Genomic DNA, 14880 nt, shown 5'->3' on the forward strand with positions numbered 1-14880 from the left:
CATGCTATAAAACGATAGACGGAGGTCTTTTAGGTGAATGTCAAACTTCAAATTTCAAAACTCTCTCACACAATCGTTACTTCAATTCCCATTTCCTTTAACGCTTTGACGGTATGATCAGATATACCTTTATCAGTGATCACCTGGTCTATTTCTTCCAGCCCACAGATCCTGCCAAAGCCACGTTTGCCAAACTTGCTGGAATCTGCCAGGACAATTGTTTTTTGAGATGCAGCGATCATCTTACGGTTAAGCTGCGCTTCCTGGACATGAGTAGTAGTCAATCCAAAATCAATATCGATTCCATCCACGCCGAGGAATAATTTACTGCAGGAAAAATCATTTAAAATATTCTCCGCATACATGCCGGTAGCGGAGGAAGAACTTTTGCGCAACACGCCTCCCAACACTAATACTTCTACTTCAGCATGACGGTTCAACTCTGTTGCCACATTTAAGGCTGCAGTAATAACGGTAAGATGGGCCTTAGGTTTTATATTTCTTGCTAATGATAAAACGGTCGTACCAGATGCAATGATGATACAATCATTTGGCTCAATCAATGCAGCGCCGGCCGCACCGATATCCATTTTTTCTTCTGACCTTATTTTTTCCTTTTCATCTACGGGACGATCAACTGTGTAAGGGTTACTGGACGTACCACCCCCGTGTGTACGATATAAAAGATTTTTATCTTCCAAAAGTTTCAAATCCTTGCGAATAGTAACGGAAGACACGTTCAAATCATGACAAAGGTCAAGCACATTTACTTTGCCCTCTGTTTTCAATTTTGATAATATGTATTGATGCCTTTCGGCCAAAGTTGCCATAACGTTGCTTTGCCTGTGCTGTTTCATATTCAATTTATATAGATGTAACTGAATTTCAAAACTTTAAAGTCATACTGCAAACATGTGTTCGTTTTTTCGAAACATTTTGAAATCGTTATCCCCGGTCGAATTTCGAAATATTTTTTCTTAACATAACAATTATTTTATTTAGTTTCATTTTATTATTTTTTAGTTTCGTTTTAAAATATACCGAAACTATTTGAAATGAAGAATGAGAAACTAAACAATAGATTAGCCTACTTAGAGAAAATGTTTGCCGCCACGCCGGAATGGGATATAGTAGTAATTGGTGGTGGCGCTACCGGGCTCGGGATAGCATTGGATGCCACTGTTCGTGGTTATAAAACATTATTAATCGAGCAGTCTGATTTTGCTAAAGGCACATCCAGCCGCAGCACAAAACTGGTGCATGGTGGTGTCAGGTACTTAGCCCAGGGAGATATTCGCCTGGTTCGTGAAGCGAGCATTGAAAGAGGATTATTGCATCGCAATGCACCACACCTTGTAAAAGATCAAACATTCATCGTTCCGGTTTATAGCTTATTTGATCGCCTAAAGTATACGGTTGGCTTGAAAATCTATGACTGGATCTCTGGCAGGCTGAGTCTTGGCTCTTCGATTTTTATCTCAAAAGAAGAAACAATCAAAAAGCTACCGGCCATTCAGACCAGCAAGCTCAAAGGAGGTGTACTATACCACGATGGTCAATTTGATGATTCACGGCTTGCCATCAACCTTGCACAAAGCATTATTGAAAATGGTGGCTATGCTGTGAATTACATGCAGGTGACCGACCTGTTGAAAGACGAAGCAAAAAATACAGCAGGCGTCACCGCAATGGATATGGAAACCGGCAAGCTCTATGATTTTAAAGCCAAGGCCGTTGTAAATGCGACCGGTGTGTTTGTAGACAATATTCTGCAGATGGATAAGCCGGGTAGCGCAAAGACCATTTGCGTAAGCCAGGGAGTTCATGTGGTGTTGGATAAAAGTTTCTATCCTTCCAGCGATGCCTTAATGATCCCAAAAACAAGTGATGGCCGTGTATTGTTTGCCGTACCCTGGCATGATAAAGTAGTTGTGGGCACTACCGATACGCTTGTTGACGCCGCCTCACTGGAGCCGCAGGCACTTGAAAAAGAAATTTCATTCATCCTGGAAACTGCCGGCACTTATTTATCTACTCACCCCAAACGATCCGATGTTTTAAGTGTGTTTGCCGGTCTTCGTCCATTAGCTGTTCCTGATAATGATAAACAAAAAACAAAAGAAATATCCCGCAGTCATAAAATCATTGTTTCACCCTCACAACTTTTTACCATCCTTGGTGGCAAGTGGACTACTTATAGAAAGATGGGAGAAGATATGGTGAACAGAATAGAAAAAGAATTGAAGTGGCAGCATAAAAAGTCTGCTACAGCATCGCTGCATATTCATGGCTATACGGCTACTACTAACTGGAGTGATCCCTTGTACTTCTACGGAAGTGATGCGGCGGCAATGAAACAACAGATGAATGGCAGTGCGAATGAATGGTTAAGTGAAGAATTAAAAATACACCGGCAACAAATCGTGTGGGCGGTGGAACATGAAATGGCAAGAACAGTTGAGGATGTATTAGCAAGAAGAACAAGAGCCTTATTGCTGAATGCAAAAGAAAGCCTTCGCATCGCACCTGAGGTGGCTTCCATTATGGCAAGGGTGCTGGGTAAGAACGAACAATGGAAAGCAGAACAATTGGAAAGTTTTACTAAACTATCCGAACATTATATACTTAAATAATAACCTGCAGCATCACGCATGTAAAAATTTTGCATGCATGATCACAGTAAGTTAATGATTGCATAACGTAAACCCAAGATTGCTTGTATGAAATTGCTTTTTCTTTGCCGCCGGCTGATAAAAATGCATTTAGCAAAATTCCATTGCGTATACCTTATCTGAGCTTTCATTACTGATAAGCTTGTCATCCCAAATACCTCGTCATTTAATCAACTCAATAATTTAAGACTTATGAGATCGCTAACATTTACACTAACCGGCAAAACCAAAGCAGCCAGGCAACTGTTGATTGGCCTGTTACTGGCAATGGTTTCTACAACGGTGTCTGCGCAAAAAACCGTCAGTGGTGTTATAAAGAATAACACTGATGGCTCTCCCTTAAGTAAAGCATCTGTGCAGGTAAAAGGAACCAACCGTGGTACCACCACAGATGAAAATGGAACATTCAACATCCAGGCTGCCAGCGATGAAACACTGGTAATTTCTGCGATTGGCTTCGCTCCTGTAGAGCAAAAAGTAGGATCAACATCATCCTTTACTATTTCTTTGACTGCTGCGACAAAAGAAATGGAAGCCGTTGTAGTAACAGCTCTGGGTATTAGCCGACAGCAAAAAGCATTAGGCTATGCAGCACAACAGGTAACTGCTGAAGAATTAACCGATGCCCGTTCCAATAACTGGTCAAGTGCATTATCCGGTAAGGTTGCAGGTTTGCAATTATTATCATCTGGCTCCGGCCCTGTTAATTCAACCAGGATTACCCTTCGTGGTGACGTATCATTAAATCCAAATAATAACAATGCCCTGATCGTCGTGGATGGAGTTCCTATGAGCAACAAAAACGCAACTTCATCCGGTGTTTCCAATGCCTATGGCGCTGGCTCAGGTAATGATGTGCCTATTGACTTTGGAAATAATATCAATGATATCAATCCTGATGATATTGAAAGCATCACTGTTTTGAAAGGACCCGGTGCTACTGCATTGTATGGAAGCCGTGCCAGCAATGGCGCTCTTATCATCACTACCAAGTCAGGATCCAAAAAAAATAATGGTATTGGGGTGACTGTTAACTCCAATGCAAGCATTAACACGGTGCTTCATTGGCCGGATTACCAATATGAATATGGACAAGGCACCGGAAGAGCATTTAATGCCAGTGGTGAAAAATATTATTCATATGGTGCTACAGCCGATGGCGCCAGCACCAGTGGTACAAGTAGCGCCTTTGGACCAAAATTCGAAGGACAAATGTATTATCAATATGATCCGGAAAAACAAGGCCGTGGTGACGAACGTACTTTGTGGAGGCCTTATGAAGATAATATCAAAGGATTTTGGAGAACAGGAAGCACAATCACCAACAGCGTTGCCCTGGAAGGTGGAAGTGATAAAGGAACTGCCCGCCTTTCCGTCACGCATTCAAAGAATGAATGGATCATGCCCAACACGGGTTATGAAAGAATAACAGCTCAAACCGGTTTGAATTATAAGATCTCTGATAAGCTAAAAGTAAATACCAAAATAAACTATACAAATAAGTCAAGCGATAACCTACCGGCTACTGGCTATAACAACCAGTCCATTGCCTACTTTATGATCTTTCAGAATCCCAACGTGGATCTGAATTGGTATAAAGACAGGTGGAAAAGAGGACAGGAGCAAATAGATCAAATCCATCCTTTCAGCTCGTTTATCGACAATCCTTATCTCATCGCTTATGAAATGACCAACTCTGTAAATAATAACACAGTGGTGGGTAGTATTTCCGCAACTTATGAGATCTCTAAAAAGTTTGACCTGATGCTTCGCTCGGGTATCAATATGATGGATGAAGACAGGCAACAAAGACGTCCTTTCAGCACGGCTAACTTTTTGAAAGGTTATTACAAAGAACAGGCAATAACGGATTTCGAATCCAATACAGATTTCCTGTTTTCTTATAAAGATAAAATCATCAGCGATCTTACGGTTACAGCATCTGTAGGCGGCAACAAAATGGTACATCGCTATAACAGAGTAGATAGCTATATAGATGGATTGGTTATTCCCGCGGTATATAAACTAAACAACGGTTTAGCTGCCCCACAAGTAAAAGTGACCGACAAAAATTTTAACGTACATAGCTTGTACGGGCTGGCTGCATTTGGTTATAAGAATAAATATTTTTTGGATTTTACTGCCCGTAATGACTGGTCAAGTACATTACCATCAGACAACTGGTCATTCTTCTACCCTTCTGTTAACGCCAGCTTTATTCTGAGTGATATCTTTAAATTACCTACTGCTATTTCTTTTGCTAAACTGAGATTGTCGGCAGCAGAAGCAGGTAACGACACTGATCCCTACCAAACTCAGAAATACTATGGTGCCAGCGAGTTTGCCAGCTCCGGATCGGTAGAAGCGGTTTTATATAATGCCGCGTTGAAACCAGAAATCACAACAAGCTACGAAGGCGGTCTTGATCTTCGTTTTCTAAAAAATCGGTTTGGTATTGATTTTACCTTCTATAATAGCGTTACCCGTAACCAGATCGTACAGGTTCCGATGAACTGGTCTACAGGGTATTCGGCTGCATTTCTTAACTCAGGTGAGGTGCGAAATCGTGGTGTGGAGATTGTCGTTACTTCAAAGAATTTTACCAATAAAAACTTTACCTGGAATACCACGATCAACTGGTCAAGAAATCGTAACAAAGTATTGTCCCTGGCTGAAGAGTTGGGTGGAGAAGATAATCAAATAATTGGTGTAGGCGGAAATGCTACCCTCATTGCCAAAGTTGGTGGCAGCACTGGTGATATCTATGGCTTTGGCTTTGTACGTTCTCCTGATGGTCAAATCGTTTATAATTCTAATGGCTTACCAGCCCGCCCTGATGATATTCAATATATCGGTTCGGCCTTTGCCGATTGGAAAGGTGGTATTCAAAATGAATTTACCTACAAAAACTTTAGGTTTAGTTTCCTGGTTGATGGCCAGTATGGTGGTATCATATATTCCCAAACACACCACAAAATGACTGAGCAGGGAAAATTAAAGCACACACTTCGCGGAAGAGAAACCAATAAGATAATTGGAGACGGTGTAGTGCTGGATGCAAGTGGCCATTATGTACCTAATACCAAAGAAGTATTCATCGCTGATTATTATTCGGATTATTATCGCCGGGCTAATGTTGAATCAAATTCATTTGATGCTTCTTTCCTGAAATTAAGAGAAGCGAGATTAGAATATACGTTGCCTAAGAAGGTATTGGGTAAAACATTTATAAAGCAAGCCTCGTTAGCCGCTTATGGCCGTGATCTTTTAATGCTTACCAGCTTCCCCATCTTTGACCCAGAAACTGCGGCATTAAACGGATCTACATTATTACCGGGTGTTGAAATGGGTCAATTGCCCTCCACCCGCACGATGGGCCTGAACCTTACCTTCAAATTTTAATAAGAGCACTAAAAAAATATACGGATGAAAACATCTAATAAAATACTAGCCAGCATTATCGCACTAAGCGGTTTTCTAGCATCCTGTACCAAGGATTTTAAAGAGATTAATACTGATCCGAACCGGATTGAGCAGATAAGCCCGGGCACTTTGCTAAACCCGATCATTTATGAAGTAGCATCCTTTAATATGGACAGGGCGGATGTGATCACATTTGACCTGATGCAGGTGATGCTTCCTTTTCCCAGCGCAACCGGCGGGATACATCGTTATGAGATAACAGAAAATACCGGCAGCAGCACCTGGAATACATATTATCGCTGGCTCAAGAACATCAAAGAAATGTATGATGCTTCGGTGAAAGCACAAGATCCCAACTACCAGGCGATAGCGATGACATTAAATGCCTGGGTAGCGTCCAATCTTACAGACGTTTTTGGCGATGTACCGATGACAGAAGCTTTGCGCGGCGATGAGCAATTATTTTATCCTGTTTTTGACAAGCAGGAGAATATCTGTCCAAAATTGCTGAGTGATTTGGACTCCGCCAACCGGTTGTTCAATACTTCCAAATCGATGCTTTATGGTACAGAAATTCTTTTTGCAAACAATGTCAGCAAATGGAAAAAGTTCTGCAACTCGCTTCAAATGCGCCTGCTGTTAAGATTATCCAATAAAACCATTTTGGATGTCTATACAAAACTCAGGACGATGATTAGTGATCCGGTTCAATACCCAATATTCACGAGCAATGCAGAATCAGCTATACTAAGTCTCTCCGGTATCACTCCATTGGTATCACCGTGGGGCCGCCCTGTTGATTTTCCCACATTCCGGGCAGCAGGTAAATTTTTTGTTGATACATTAAATGCAATGAACGATCCACGCCGCGCCAAATTTCTGTCACAAGCAAGGAGTTTGACACCACCCAACCCTACGATTGGTTTTAAAGGCATCCCCCATGGCTACACCGGGAATGAGTCGCAGTTTCAATACACCCCATCCAATTTTTTACAAGCCCTCGTTACTGCACCAATGATTGTTCCTATACTACCCTATGCTGAAATAGAATTTATAAAAGCAGAAGTGGAATGGCAAGCCGGCAACATGGCTGCGGCACAAACAGCTTACGAAAAAGGTGTAAAGGCTGCAATTGAACAATGGGGAATTACCATGCCGGCTGATTATTTCACCAACATAACAGCCGCATTTGACGGAACCTTAGAACGCATCATGCTCCAAAAGTATTTCGCTTTATTCTTTGTAGACTTTCAGCAATGGTCCGAGTATCGCCGTACGGGCTTCCCTGTACTACCGGTTGAAGCAGGTATGCTGAATAATGGTATCATGCCATCCCGCCTTGAATATCCTTTATCTGTTCGCATCAGCAATCCTGATAAATACAAAGCGGCAGCCGACGGAATGGGAGGCGATAATATCAATTCAAAAGTATGGTGGGATCAATAATGACAGCACCAATAAAAACATTTTCCTAAGCAGGGCAAGGAACAGGGATATGTAATCCTGTTCCTTGTTTTTATTAAACCAGCTAATTGAACAATGAAAAGAAGACTCTTTATTCAAAATATTACATGGTTGACCGGCGGGACGATTGCCGCCTGCCAATTGCCAGCTGAAACCTTTGAAGCAGGTAAAAAAATAAAAGGTAAGGTCACCGCCAATAGAAAGGGAATAAAAGATGCAGTAGTAAGCGATGGTTACACTGTGATAACAACGGATGCAAAGGGACGCTACGAATTAATACCGCATCCTTCCGCCAGTAATATCTTTATTTCAACTCCCTCCGGTTATGAATTCAAAAATCAAAATGGTATTGCCAGGCATTATCATTCGTTGTCAGATATCAATAGAAAAAATGCCGACTTTGAATTGATCCCGTTGATCAAAGACGACAACGAACATCAATTCGTTATTTGGGCCGACCCACAGGTAAAGAATCAAAACGATGTAGATAAGTTGATGACGCAGTCAGTACCTGATGTGCAAAAATGGGTGGCAGCTGCGGGTAACGGCGCATTATTACATGGCATAACTGTTGGCGACATTGTGTGGGATGAATTACATCTCTTTCCTGCCTATAATGCCGCTGTAGAAAAAATCGGTATTCCTTTTTTCCAGTGCATTGGCAACCATGATATGGATTATAATAAAGGGGGCGACGAAACATCGGATCAAACCTTTCAACAGCACTATGGCCCCACGCATTATTCATTCAACCGGGGTAAAGTGCATTATGTAGTGATGGATGATGTAAGATATTTGGGAAAGGACAGGGAATATGACGGCTATATTTCGCAAAATCAATTGGATTGGTTACAGAAAGACCTTTCGTTTGTTCCTAAAGAACATCTGATCGTTTTATGTGTGCATATACCTGTACATAATGGAATAAAAAATAGCGAAGCATTGTATGCCGTGCTCGGAGACAGAAAAGCGCATATCATGTCGGGTCACACACATTACCATCGCAATGTGATCAAAGAAAATATTTTCGAACATAACCATGGTACCGTTTGCGGTGCCTGGTGGACGGGGCCGATTTGTGGCGATGGCACTCCTTGCGGTTATGGAGTTTACAATGTAAAAGGCACAGAACTTAGCTGGCACTACCAGGCTACTGGTGAATCAGCCGATCACCAAATGAAAATTTTTGTAGATGAAATGAATGGAGAAAAGCAAGTGCAGGTTAACATCTGGAACTACGATCCGGAATGGAGAACCGAATACTGGATAGATGGAAACAATAAAGGCAGCCTGCAACAAACAGAAGCATTTGATCCCGTCGCTTATGCTACGCTTCTTGGTCCTGATCTGCCCAAACCGAGAGGTTTTGCTGAACCAAGAAAAACAGAACATATGTTTAAAGCGGCTGTTCCGTCATCTTTCAGTGAAATAAAAGTGGTAGCGACAGATCGTTTTGGTAAAAAATATTCTGCAACCTATAAAGTATAACTATTATGAAAACTGTCTTGCTGTTTCTATCTCTGCTTGTTTCACAAATTATGTTTGCACAAAAACCACAATGGGATAGCACCTATCGCCCCGGTATTTATGCGATGAAAGTGGAACAGTTCCGGGCTTTTCCCAATGCATCAACTGATATTGTCTTTTTAGGCAACAGCATTACGGACTTTACTGATTGGAACGAATTGCTGCAGTTGAAAGAAGCCAGGAACCGTGGCATTTCCGGTGATATAACATTTGGAGTACTGGAAAGATTGGATGAAGTAACAGAAGGAAAACCAGCGAAAATTTTTGTTCTTATCGGCATCAATGATATTTCACGCAATATTCCCGACACTGTAATACTGGATAATTATAAAAAAATAATTCATCGCATTAAAAAAGAATCTCCCAAAACAAAGATCTATTTCAACACATTGCTACCGGTCAACAATAGCTTTACCGCCAGGGACCATTTTAATAAAGATGAGCATATATTATACATCAATGATGAATTGAAAAAATTAGGCGTTAAAGAAAAGATCACCGTTATTGACATCCATCCGCATTTTTTAGATGCAGAAAAAAAACTGGATAAAAAATATACCTACGACGGCCTTCACCTGGACATGGATGGATACCAGAAATGGGCGGCTATTTTAAAACCCTATTTAAAAAATAAAAAATGATCAAACTGATTAGCCCCGCTTCAGCAGGATTACTGTTATTATTGAGTGGCTGCAAATCTTCTCAGATGAATGCGGTTACCAATCCGAAAATGCAATTGCCCGCCTTTAATAAGGAAGGACATCGCGGCACAAGAGGACTGATGCCGGAGAACACCATTGCTTCCATGTACAAGGCCATCGACTACGATGTAAATACTGTGGAGGTTGACGTGGTTATTTCAAAAGATAAAAAGGTAGTGATCTCTCACGATATCTATTTTCACCCGGAGATCACCACAACACCTGATGGCAAATACCTTGATAGCAAGGAAGCGCAAAACCACCTGCTTTATCAAATGGATTATGACAGCATCAAAAAATATGATGTTGGATTAAAACCCCATAAAGAATTTCCACAACAGCAGAAAATGGCGGCTTATAAACCATTAATGAGCGAACTGATTGATTCTACTGAATGGTATGCAAAAAAGAAGGGGAAAAAGGTGATGTATAATATCGAACTGAAGACAAACGCTGCCTATGATGGAAGTAAGCAACCACCGGTAGAAGAAACGGTAGATCTCGTAATGCAGGTGGTAAAAGAAAAAAAGATAGAAAATCATTGCTACCTGCAGTCATTTGACTTCCGGCCATTGCAAATTCTGCATAAAAAATATCCAACTGTCGTGACTGCGGTACTCATTTCAGATAAGGATAAAAGAACTTTTGAGCAGCAACTGGCTGAATTGGGTTATATACCTGCGATGTATAGTCCGCATTATTCACTCGTAAATGCTCAATTGATTGCTGCTTGTCATCAGCGTGGCATAAAACTAATTCCGTGGACTGTGAACACAAAAGAAGACATGAAACGGTTGAAAAATTTAGGGGTTGATGGCATCATCACGGATTATCCAAATTTCTTTGCAGAGCTGTAAGCCACGGCCCCCTTCCGACTTCCCCCAATAGGGGAAGCCACCAACCCACGGCCCTCGCCTTTCGAAGACTCTGCTATTAATCGTAATCTCCGAAAGTGTTGAGTAGAGATATAATGTTGATGTGGTAGATATGTCGGTTGGCGTTGGAGTGAAGCACCGCTTCCTCTCCACCGGAGAGGAAGAAGGAAGGAGAGGCCGATGTGGTAGTGATGAAATTTGGATTTTGCAATGCAGATCGTCCCTTCTCCTTGGGAAAAGGGATAAGAGGGATGAGGCCCGCTGAGGCCAGATGAGACTATAATTTCTATATATTTAATTTTATAAAAACGATTAAACGATTGCCATGGATAAGTTTATTTTGTCCCTCGACCAGGGAACAACGAGTTCAAGAGCTATAATTTTCGACAAAAAAGGGAATATAGTTGCCACAGCACAAAAAGAATTCACCCAAATCTTTCCCAAGCCGGGGTGGGTAGAACACGATGCCAATGAAATATGGAGTACACAGTTAGGAGTAGCCACTGAGGCAATTTTAAAAGCAGGTCTTACCGTCAATCATATTGCAGCCATTGGCATCACCAATCAAAGAGAAACTACTGTTGTTTGGGATAGAGATACACATCTTCCCATTTACAATGCCATTGTTTGGCAGGACAGGAGAACCGCTCAGTATTGCGATCAATTAAAAAAAGATGGTTTGGCAGAAAAAATTCGCAAAAAAACCGGCCTGGTAACAGACGCTTATTTCTCCGGTACCAAAGTAAAATGGATATTAGATAATGTAGAAGGTGCAAGAGACAAAGCGCAGAAGGGCGAACTATGTTTTGGCACGATAGACAGCTGGCTGCTTTGGAAATTGACCAATGGTAAAGTGCATGCGACGGATGTGTCTAATGCATCAAGAACGTTGCTGTATAATATTCACGAGTTGAAATGGGATGAAGAATTGTTATCCGTGTTTGGCATACCGGAAAGTATGTTGCCCGATGTACGATCGAGCAGTGAAGTATATGGACATACTGAAAATATTTTGACAGCAGCAAATATTCCAGTGAGTGGAATCGCAGGTGATCAGCAATCGGCCTTATTTGGTCAAATGTGTACTCAACCGGGTATGGTTAAAAACACGTATGGTACCGGTTGTTTCATGTTGATGAATACAGGGACCAAACCGGTCGATTCAAAAAATAATTTGTTGACGACTATTGCCTGGAAAGTAAATGGTGAGGTGCAATATGCATTGGAAGGAAGTGTTTTCATTGGCGGGGCTGTAGTACAATGGTTGCGGGATGGATTAAAGATCATCCAAAACTCCGGTGATGTAGAAGCGTTAGCTTTAAAAGTAGAGGATAATGGGGGTGTTTACGTTGTACCGGCCTTTACAGGTTTAGGCGCTCCTTATTGGAACCAGCATGCAAGAGGAATAATTGTTGGTCTCACCCGGGGAAGTTCCGATGCACATATAGCAAGAGCGGCTATTGAAAGTATTGCTTTCCAGTCGATGGATCTTTTACAATCAATGGAAGCCGATGCGGGTTTGCCGATAAAAGAAGTAAGAGTGGACGGCGGCGCTACGGTCAACAATCAACTGATGCAATTTCAAAGCGACATTATCAATACGGAGGTGATAAGACCAAAAGTAACAGAGACAACTGCATTAGGCGCTGCATACCTGGCGGGGCTTGCTGTAGGTTTTTGGAAAAGCATTGATGAACTGCAACAGTATTGGCAAAAAGACAAAACATTTACTCCTTCCATGAACGACGAAAAAAGAAACGACTTGCAGAAAAACTGGAAGAAAGCAGTGAAAGCGGCACAAGCGTGGACCGAAGAAGACAATTAGCAACAGACAATAAACAAATGTTGCCGGTTACCAGTTACCCGTAACTGGTAACCGGCAACTGGTAACAATAATTTAAACAAATTAAACTTCTAACGATGTCTCCATTTATCGGTGAATTTATTGGCACTGCCCTTCTTATCATTATGGGTGCTGGCGTAGTAGCCAATGTCGTACTCAGCAAAACAAAAGGACAAAACAGTGGCTGGATCGTCATTACATTCGGTTGGGCAATGGCTGTTTTTTTAGGTGTATACGCTTCTAATAAATTGGGTGGCAGCGGGCATTTGAACCCAGCTGTCAGCATTGGCCTGGCCGTATTTGGCGATTTTGATGTTTCCTTATTAGGCATCTACCTGTTAGCACAATTTACAGGCGCCTTTAGCGGTGCATTTATTGCGTGGCTTGCATACAAACAACATTTTGATGAAACAGCAGACAAGGATTTGAAACTGGCTGTCTTTAGCACGGCGCCAGCCATTCGCAATCCCTTGCATAACTTACTTACGGAAATCATTGGCACCTTCATTCTTTTATTTGGCGCCTTAAATATTTCGAAGTCAGCGGCTACTATGGGAGCTTTAGACGCTTTGCCGGTAGCGCTATTGGTTTTGGGGATTGGCTTATCGCTGGGCGGGCCTACCGGCTATGCTATCAATCCTGCAAGGGACCTGGGGCCAAGAATAGCTCATTTTGTTTTGCCCATAAAAAATAAAAGAGATAGCGATTGGAGTTATGCCTGGGTGCCTGTGATAGGGCCAATAATTGGCGGGTTGTTAGCGGCTGCGATTTTTAAACTGGTGTAAATTTTATACCTATAAGAAAAGCGATAATTTGCAGAACCTATGTTGCAAATTTTTGCCAAAAATATTCTCAATCTTCTACCCTACTCAATCAGAAGCCGGATCAGGACTCTTATCGGGAAAGTACAGCTCAGAAACTGGAAAAATAACGGAAGCCCTGCTCCACCTCCACATTATCTAAAGCAACAAATTATAAAATATTACCAGTCGAAGTATAATATCAAAACATTTATTGAAACTGGTACTTCCTATGGAGATATGATAGAAGCGCAAAAAAAAACCTTCGACCGGTTATATTCAATCGAACTTGGGAAAGATATTTGGAAAAAGGCGGTGAAAAGATTTCGCCACGATGCGAATGTTACCATTTTGCAGGGAGATAGCGGGAAAGTATTAGAAACGGTGACGAGCGATTTGAATGAGCCCGCCATTTTTTGGCTGGATGGTCATTATTCTGGCGGAATAACTGCAAGAGGCGAAAAGGAATGTCCCATACTTGAAGAGGTAAACGCTATATTCAGGTTTAAAAATATCGATCATATTTTATTGGTAGATGATGCAAGCAGCTTCGATGGGCAACATGACTATCCTACCATAGATGAATTGACCACTCATATTAAAACAAAAAACAACAAATACGAAGTGACTATAAAAGATGATATTGTTCGATATATCGTCGCTGCAAAAGAATAATTTGCAGCACTATTTTTCTGCCCTGTTCAAATAAAAAGGTTGGTTCTTAAAGAATCAACCTTTTTATTGAATTCAATTATACAGCAATTAAATCAACAGCAAAATATAAAGAAGTACTGCAACACCCACGCCGATCCAGGCCCACTTGGTTCTGTTCGCTTTTTTGTCATCCTTAATGAGGTATGCAATCAATACACCAATTAATCCCAATAAAAATCCCAAAGCAAAACCACCAATATGAAAGCCTGTTGTTCCGTCCCCGGCTCTCTTTAACGCTTTCTGCATTTTCTTGCTGTTGAAAGTACCGTCGTTGTTGATACTTTCCCGCAATTGTTTTTGGGCTAGTGAGAAGCCTATCCTGTCAATCAATTTCATTCTTTTCCCTGTTAGCTGCTGCAGCTCTTTTATTTTCATCCGGGAAAGATCTAATAAGGATACTTTTTCTCCATTCTTACCAATCGTTATATACACTTCATTGGCCTTAAGGGGTGGCGCTTCCAATGCAAAGGCTGCATAAGAATTTACAAAAAGGCAAATCGTTACAAAGAGTAAAATGATTCTTCTCATAATGTGGTGATTTTTGAAGATTAATTAAAGGTTTCTTAAATATAAAGAAAACTTACTTTCAACTGTCAGCAAAAACCAGCAGAATAAAGTTTTCAATTATTTAACCTCATCAATAACGCACCAGGCAGGGGACTTCTAATTTGTTCTTCGGAAATAATCAGAGGTGAAATATGGAAACAGTTTGCACTTAACAAAACCAATCTATCAATACACCATCACATGCAATGATGCTATTTTATTTCAGAGTAAGCAAACCTCCGCAGTCAGTCGTTCCCAAACCAAACGAATGAACAGCCTGCTTTGCAACGTCCCAACCCGCAGTTTTTATATGCC

At 41.3% G+C, this 14880-nt stretch carries 11 protein-coding genes; 9 read left to right on the top strand and 2 right to left on the bottom strand.

The features are described from left to right. Positions 1-65 precede the first annotated feature (65 nt). Entirely contained in the window at positions 66-830 is a 765-nt protein-coding gene (locus tag ACFEL9_RS23245) for a DeoR/GlpR family DNA-binding transcription regulator (RefSeq protein WP_385895042.1), read from the bottom strand. Positions 831-1055: 225 nt separating this feature from the next. On the opposite strand from ACFEL9_RS23245, the gene ACFEL9_RS23250 reads away from it, so the two are divergent. The 9 genes from ACFEL9_RS23250 to ACFEL9_RS23290 all read left to right on the top strand — a co-directional run bounded on the left by ACFEL9_RS23250 (position 1056) and on the right by ACFEL9_RS23290 (position 13980). Next, entirely contained in the window at positions 1056-2633 is a 1578-nt protein-coding gene (locus tag ACFEL9_RS23250; protein WP_385895044.1) for a glycerol-3-phosphate dehydrogenase/oxidase, read from the top strand. Between the two features lie 231 nt (positions 2634-2864). After that, positions 2865-6074, top strand: coding sequence for a SusC/RagA family TonB-linked outer membrane protein (locus ACFEL9_RS23255; RefSeq protein WP_385895045.1), 3210 nt, complete (start codon positions 2865-2867; stop codon positions 6072-6074). Positions 6075-6098: 24 nt separating this feature from the next. Next, complete coding sequence (locus ACFEL9_RS23260; protein WP_385895047.1) at positions 6099-7541, top strand: SusD/RagB family nutrient-binding outer membrane lipoprotein; 1443 nt, start codon at positions 6099-6101, stop codon at positions 7539-7541. A 93-nt stretch (positions 7542-7634) separates the two neighbouring features. Next, complete coding sequence (locus ACFEL9_RS23265) at positions 7635-9047, top strand: calcineurin-like phosphoesterase C-terminal domain-containing protein (protein ID WP_385895049.1); 1413 nt, start codon at positions 7635-7637, stop codon at positions 9045-9047. A gap of 50 nt (positions 9048-9097) precedes the next feature. Next, complete coding sequence (locus ACFEL9_RS23270; protein WP_385895051.1) at positions 9098-9727, top strand: GDSL-type esterase/lipase family protein; 630 nt, start codon at positions 9098-9100, stop codon at positions 9725-9727. After that, positions 9724-10644 carry a glycerophosphodiester phosphodiesterase family protein gene (locus tag ACFEL9_RS23275; RefSeq protein WP_385895053.1) on the top strand — a complete coding sequence of 307 codons (921 nt, stop codon included), beginning with the start codon at positions 9724-9726 and terminating at the stop codon, positions 10642-10644. Before ACFEL9_RS23270 ends, ACFEL9_RS23275 begins: the two co-directional genes overlap by 4 nt. 343 nt (positions 10645-10987) lie before the next feature. Then, on the top strand, positions 10988-12487 hold the full coding sequence (gene glpK, locus ACFEL9_RS23280) for a glycerol kinase GlpK (protein ID WP_385895055.1): 1500 nt from the start codon (positions 10988-10990) through the stop codon (positions 12485-12487). Between the two features lie 95 nt (positions 12488-12582). Next, positions 12583-13290, top strand: a complete 708-nt coding sequence (locus tag ACFEL9_RS23285) for an MIP/aquaporin family protein (RefSeq protein WP_385895057.1) — start codon at positions 12583-12585, stop codon at positions 13288-13290. Positions 13291-13329: 39 nt separating this feature from the next. Beyond that, positions 13330-13980 carry a hypothetical protein gene (locus ACFEL9_RS23290; protein WP_385895059.1) on the top strand — a complete coding sequence of 217 codons (651 nt, stop codon included), beginning with the start codon at positions 13330-13332 and terminating at the stop codon, positions 13978-13980. Between the two features lie 87 nt (positions 13981-14067). Here ACFEL9_RS23290 and ACFEL9_RS23295 read toward each other — a convergent pair whose 3' ends face one another. Further along, the gene (locus ACFEL9_RS23295; RefSeq protein ID WP_385895061.1) at positions 14068-14547 is read right to left on the bottom strand and encodes a hypothetical protein; all 480 of its coding nucleotides are present in this window, start codon (positions 14545-14547) and stop codon (positions 14068-14070) included. Between the last annotated feature and the right edge of the window lie 333 nt (positions 14548-14880).

The sequence above is a fragment of the Terrimonas alba genome (genome assembly GCF_042434975.1).
Taxonomy (GTDB): domain Bacteria; phylum Bacteroidota; class Bacteroidia; order Chitinophagales; family Chitinophagaceae; genus Terrimonas_B; species Terrimonas_B alba.

Excerpts from the sequence above, each read along its gene's own strand:
- ACFEL9_RS23290 (WP_385895059.1), top strand. The coding sequence starts at position 13,330 with ATGTTGCAAATTTTTGCCAAAAATATTCTCAATCTTCTACCCTACTCA.
- ACFEL9_RS23285 (WP_385895057.1), top strand. The coding sequence starts at position 12,583 with ATGTCTCCATTTATCGGTGAATTTATTGGCACTGCCCTTCTTATCATT.
- ACFEL9_RS23295 (WP_385895061.1), bottom strand. The coding sequence starts at position 14,547 with ATGAGAAGAATCATTTTACTCTTTGTAACGATTTGCCTTTTTGTAAAT.
- ACFEL9_RS23265 (WP_385895049.1), top strand. The coding sequence starts at position 7,635 with ATGAAAAGAAGACTCTTTATTCAAAATATTACATGGTTGACCGGCGGG.
- glpK (WP_385895055.1), top strand. The coding sequence starts at position 10,988 with ATGGATAAGTTTATTTTGTCCCTCGACCAGGGAACAACGAGTTCAAGA.
- ACFEL9_RS23250 (WP_385895044.1), top strand. The coding sequence starts at position 1,056 with ATGAAGAATGAGAAACTAAACAATAGATTAGCCTACTTAGAGAAAATG.
- ACFEL9_RS23245 (WP_385895042.1), bottom strand. The coding sequence starts at position 830 with ATGGCAACTTTGGCCGAAAGGCATCAATACATATTATCAAAATTGAAA.
- ACFEL9_RS23255 (WP_385895045.1), top strand. The coding sequence starts at position 2,865 with ATGAGATCGCTAACATTTACACTAACCGGCAAAACCAAAGCAGCCAGG.
- ACFEL9_RS23260 (WP_385895047.1), top strand. The coding sequence starts at position 6,099 with ATGAAAACATCTAATAAAATACTAGCCAGCATTATCGCACTAAGCGGT.
- ACFEL9_RS23275 (WP_385895053.1), top strand. The coding sequence starts at position 9,724 with ATGATCAAACTGATTAGCCCCGCTTCAGCAGGATTACTGTTATTATTG.
- ACFEL9_RS23270 (WP_385895051.1), top strand. The coding sequence starts at position 9,098 with ATGTTTGCACAAAAACCACAATGGGATAGCACCTATCGCCCCGGTATT.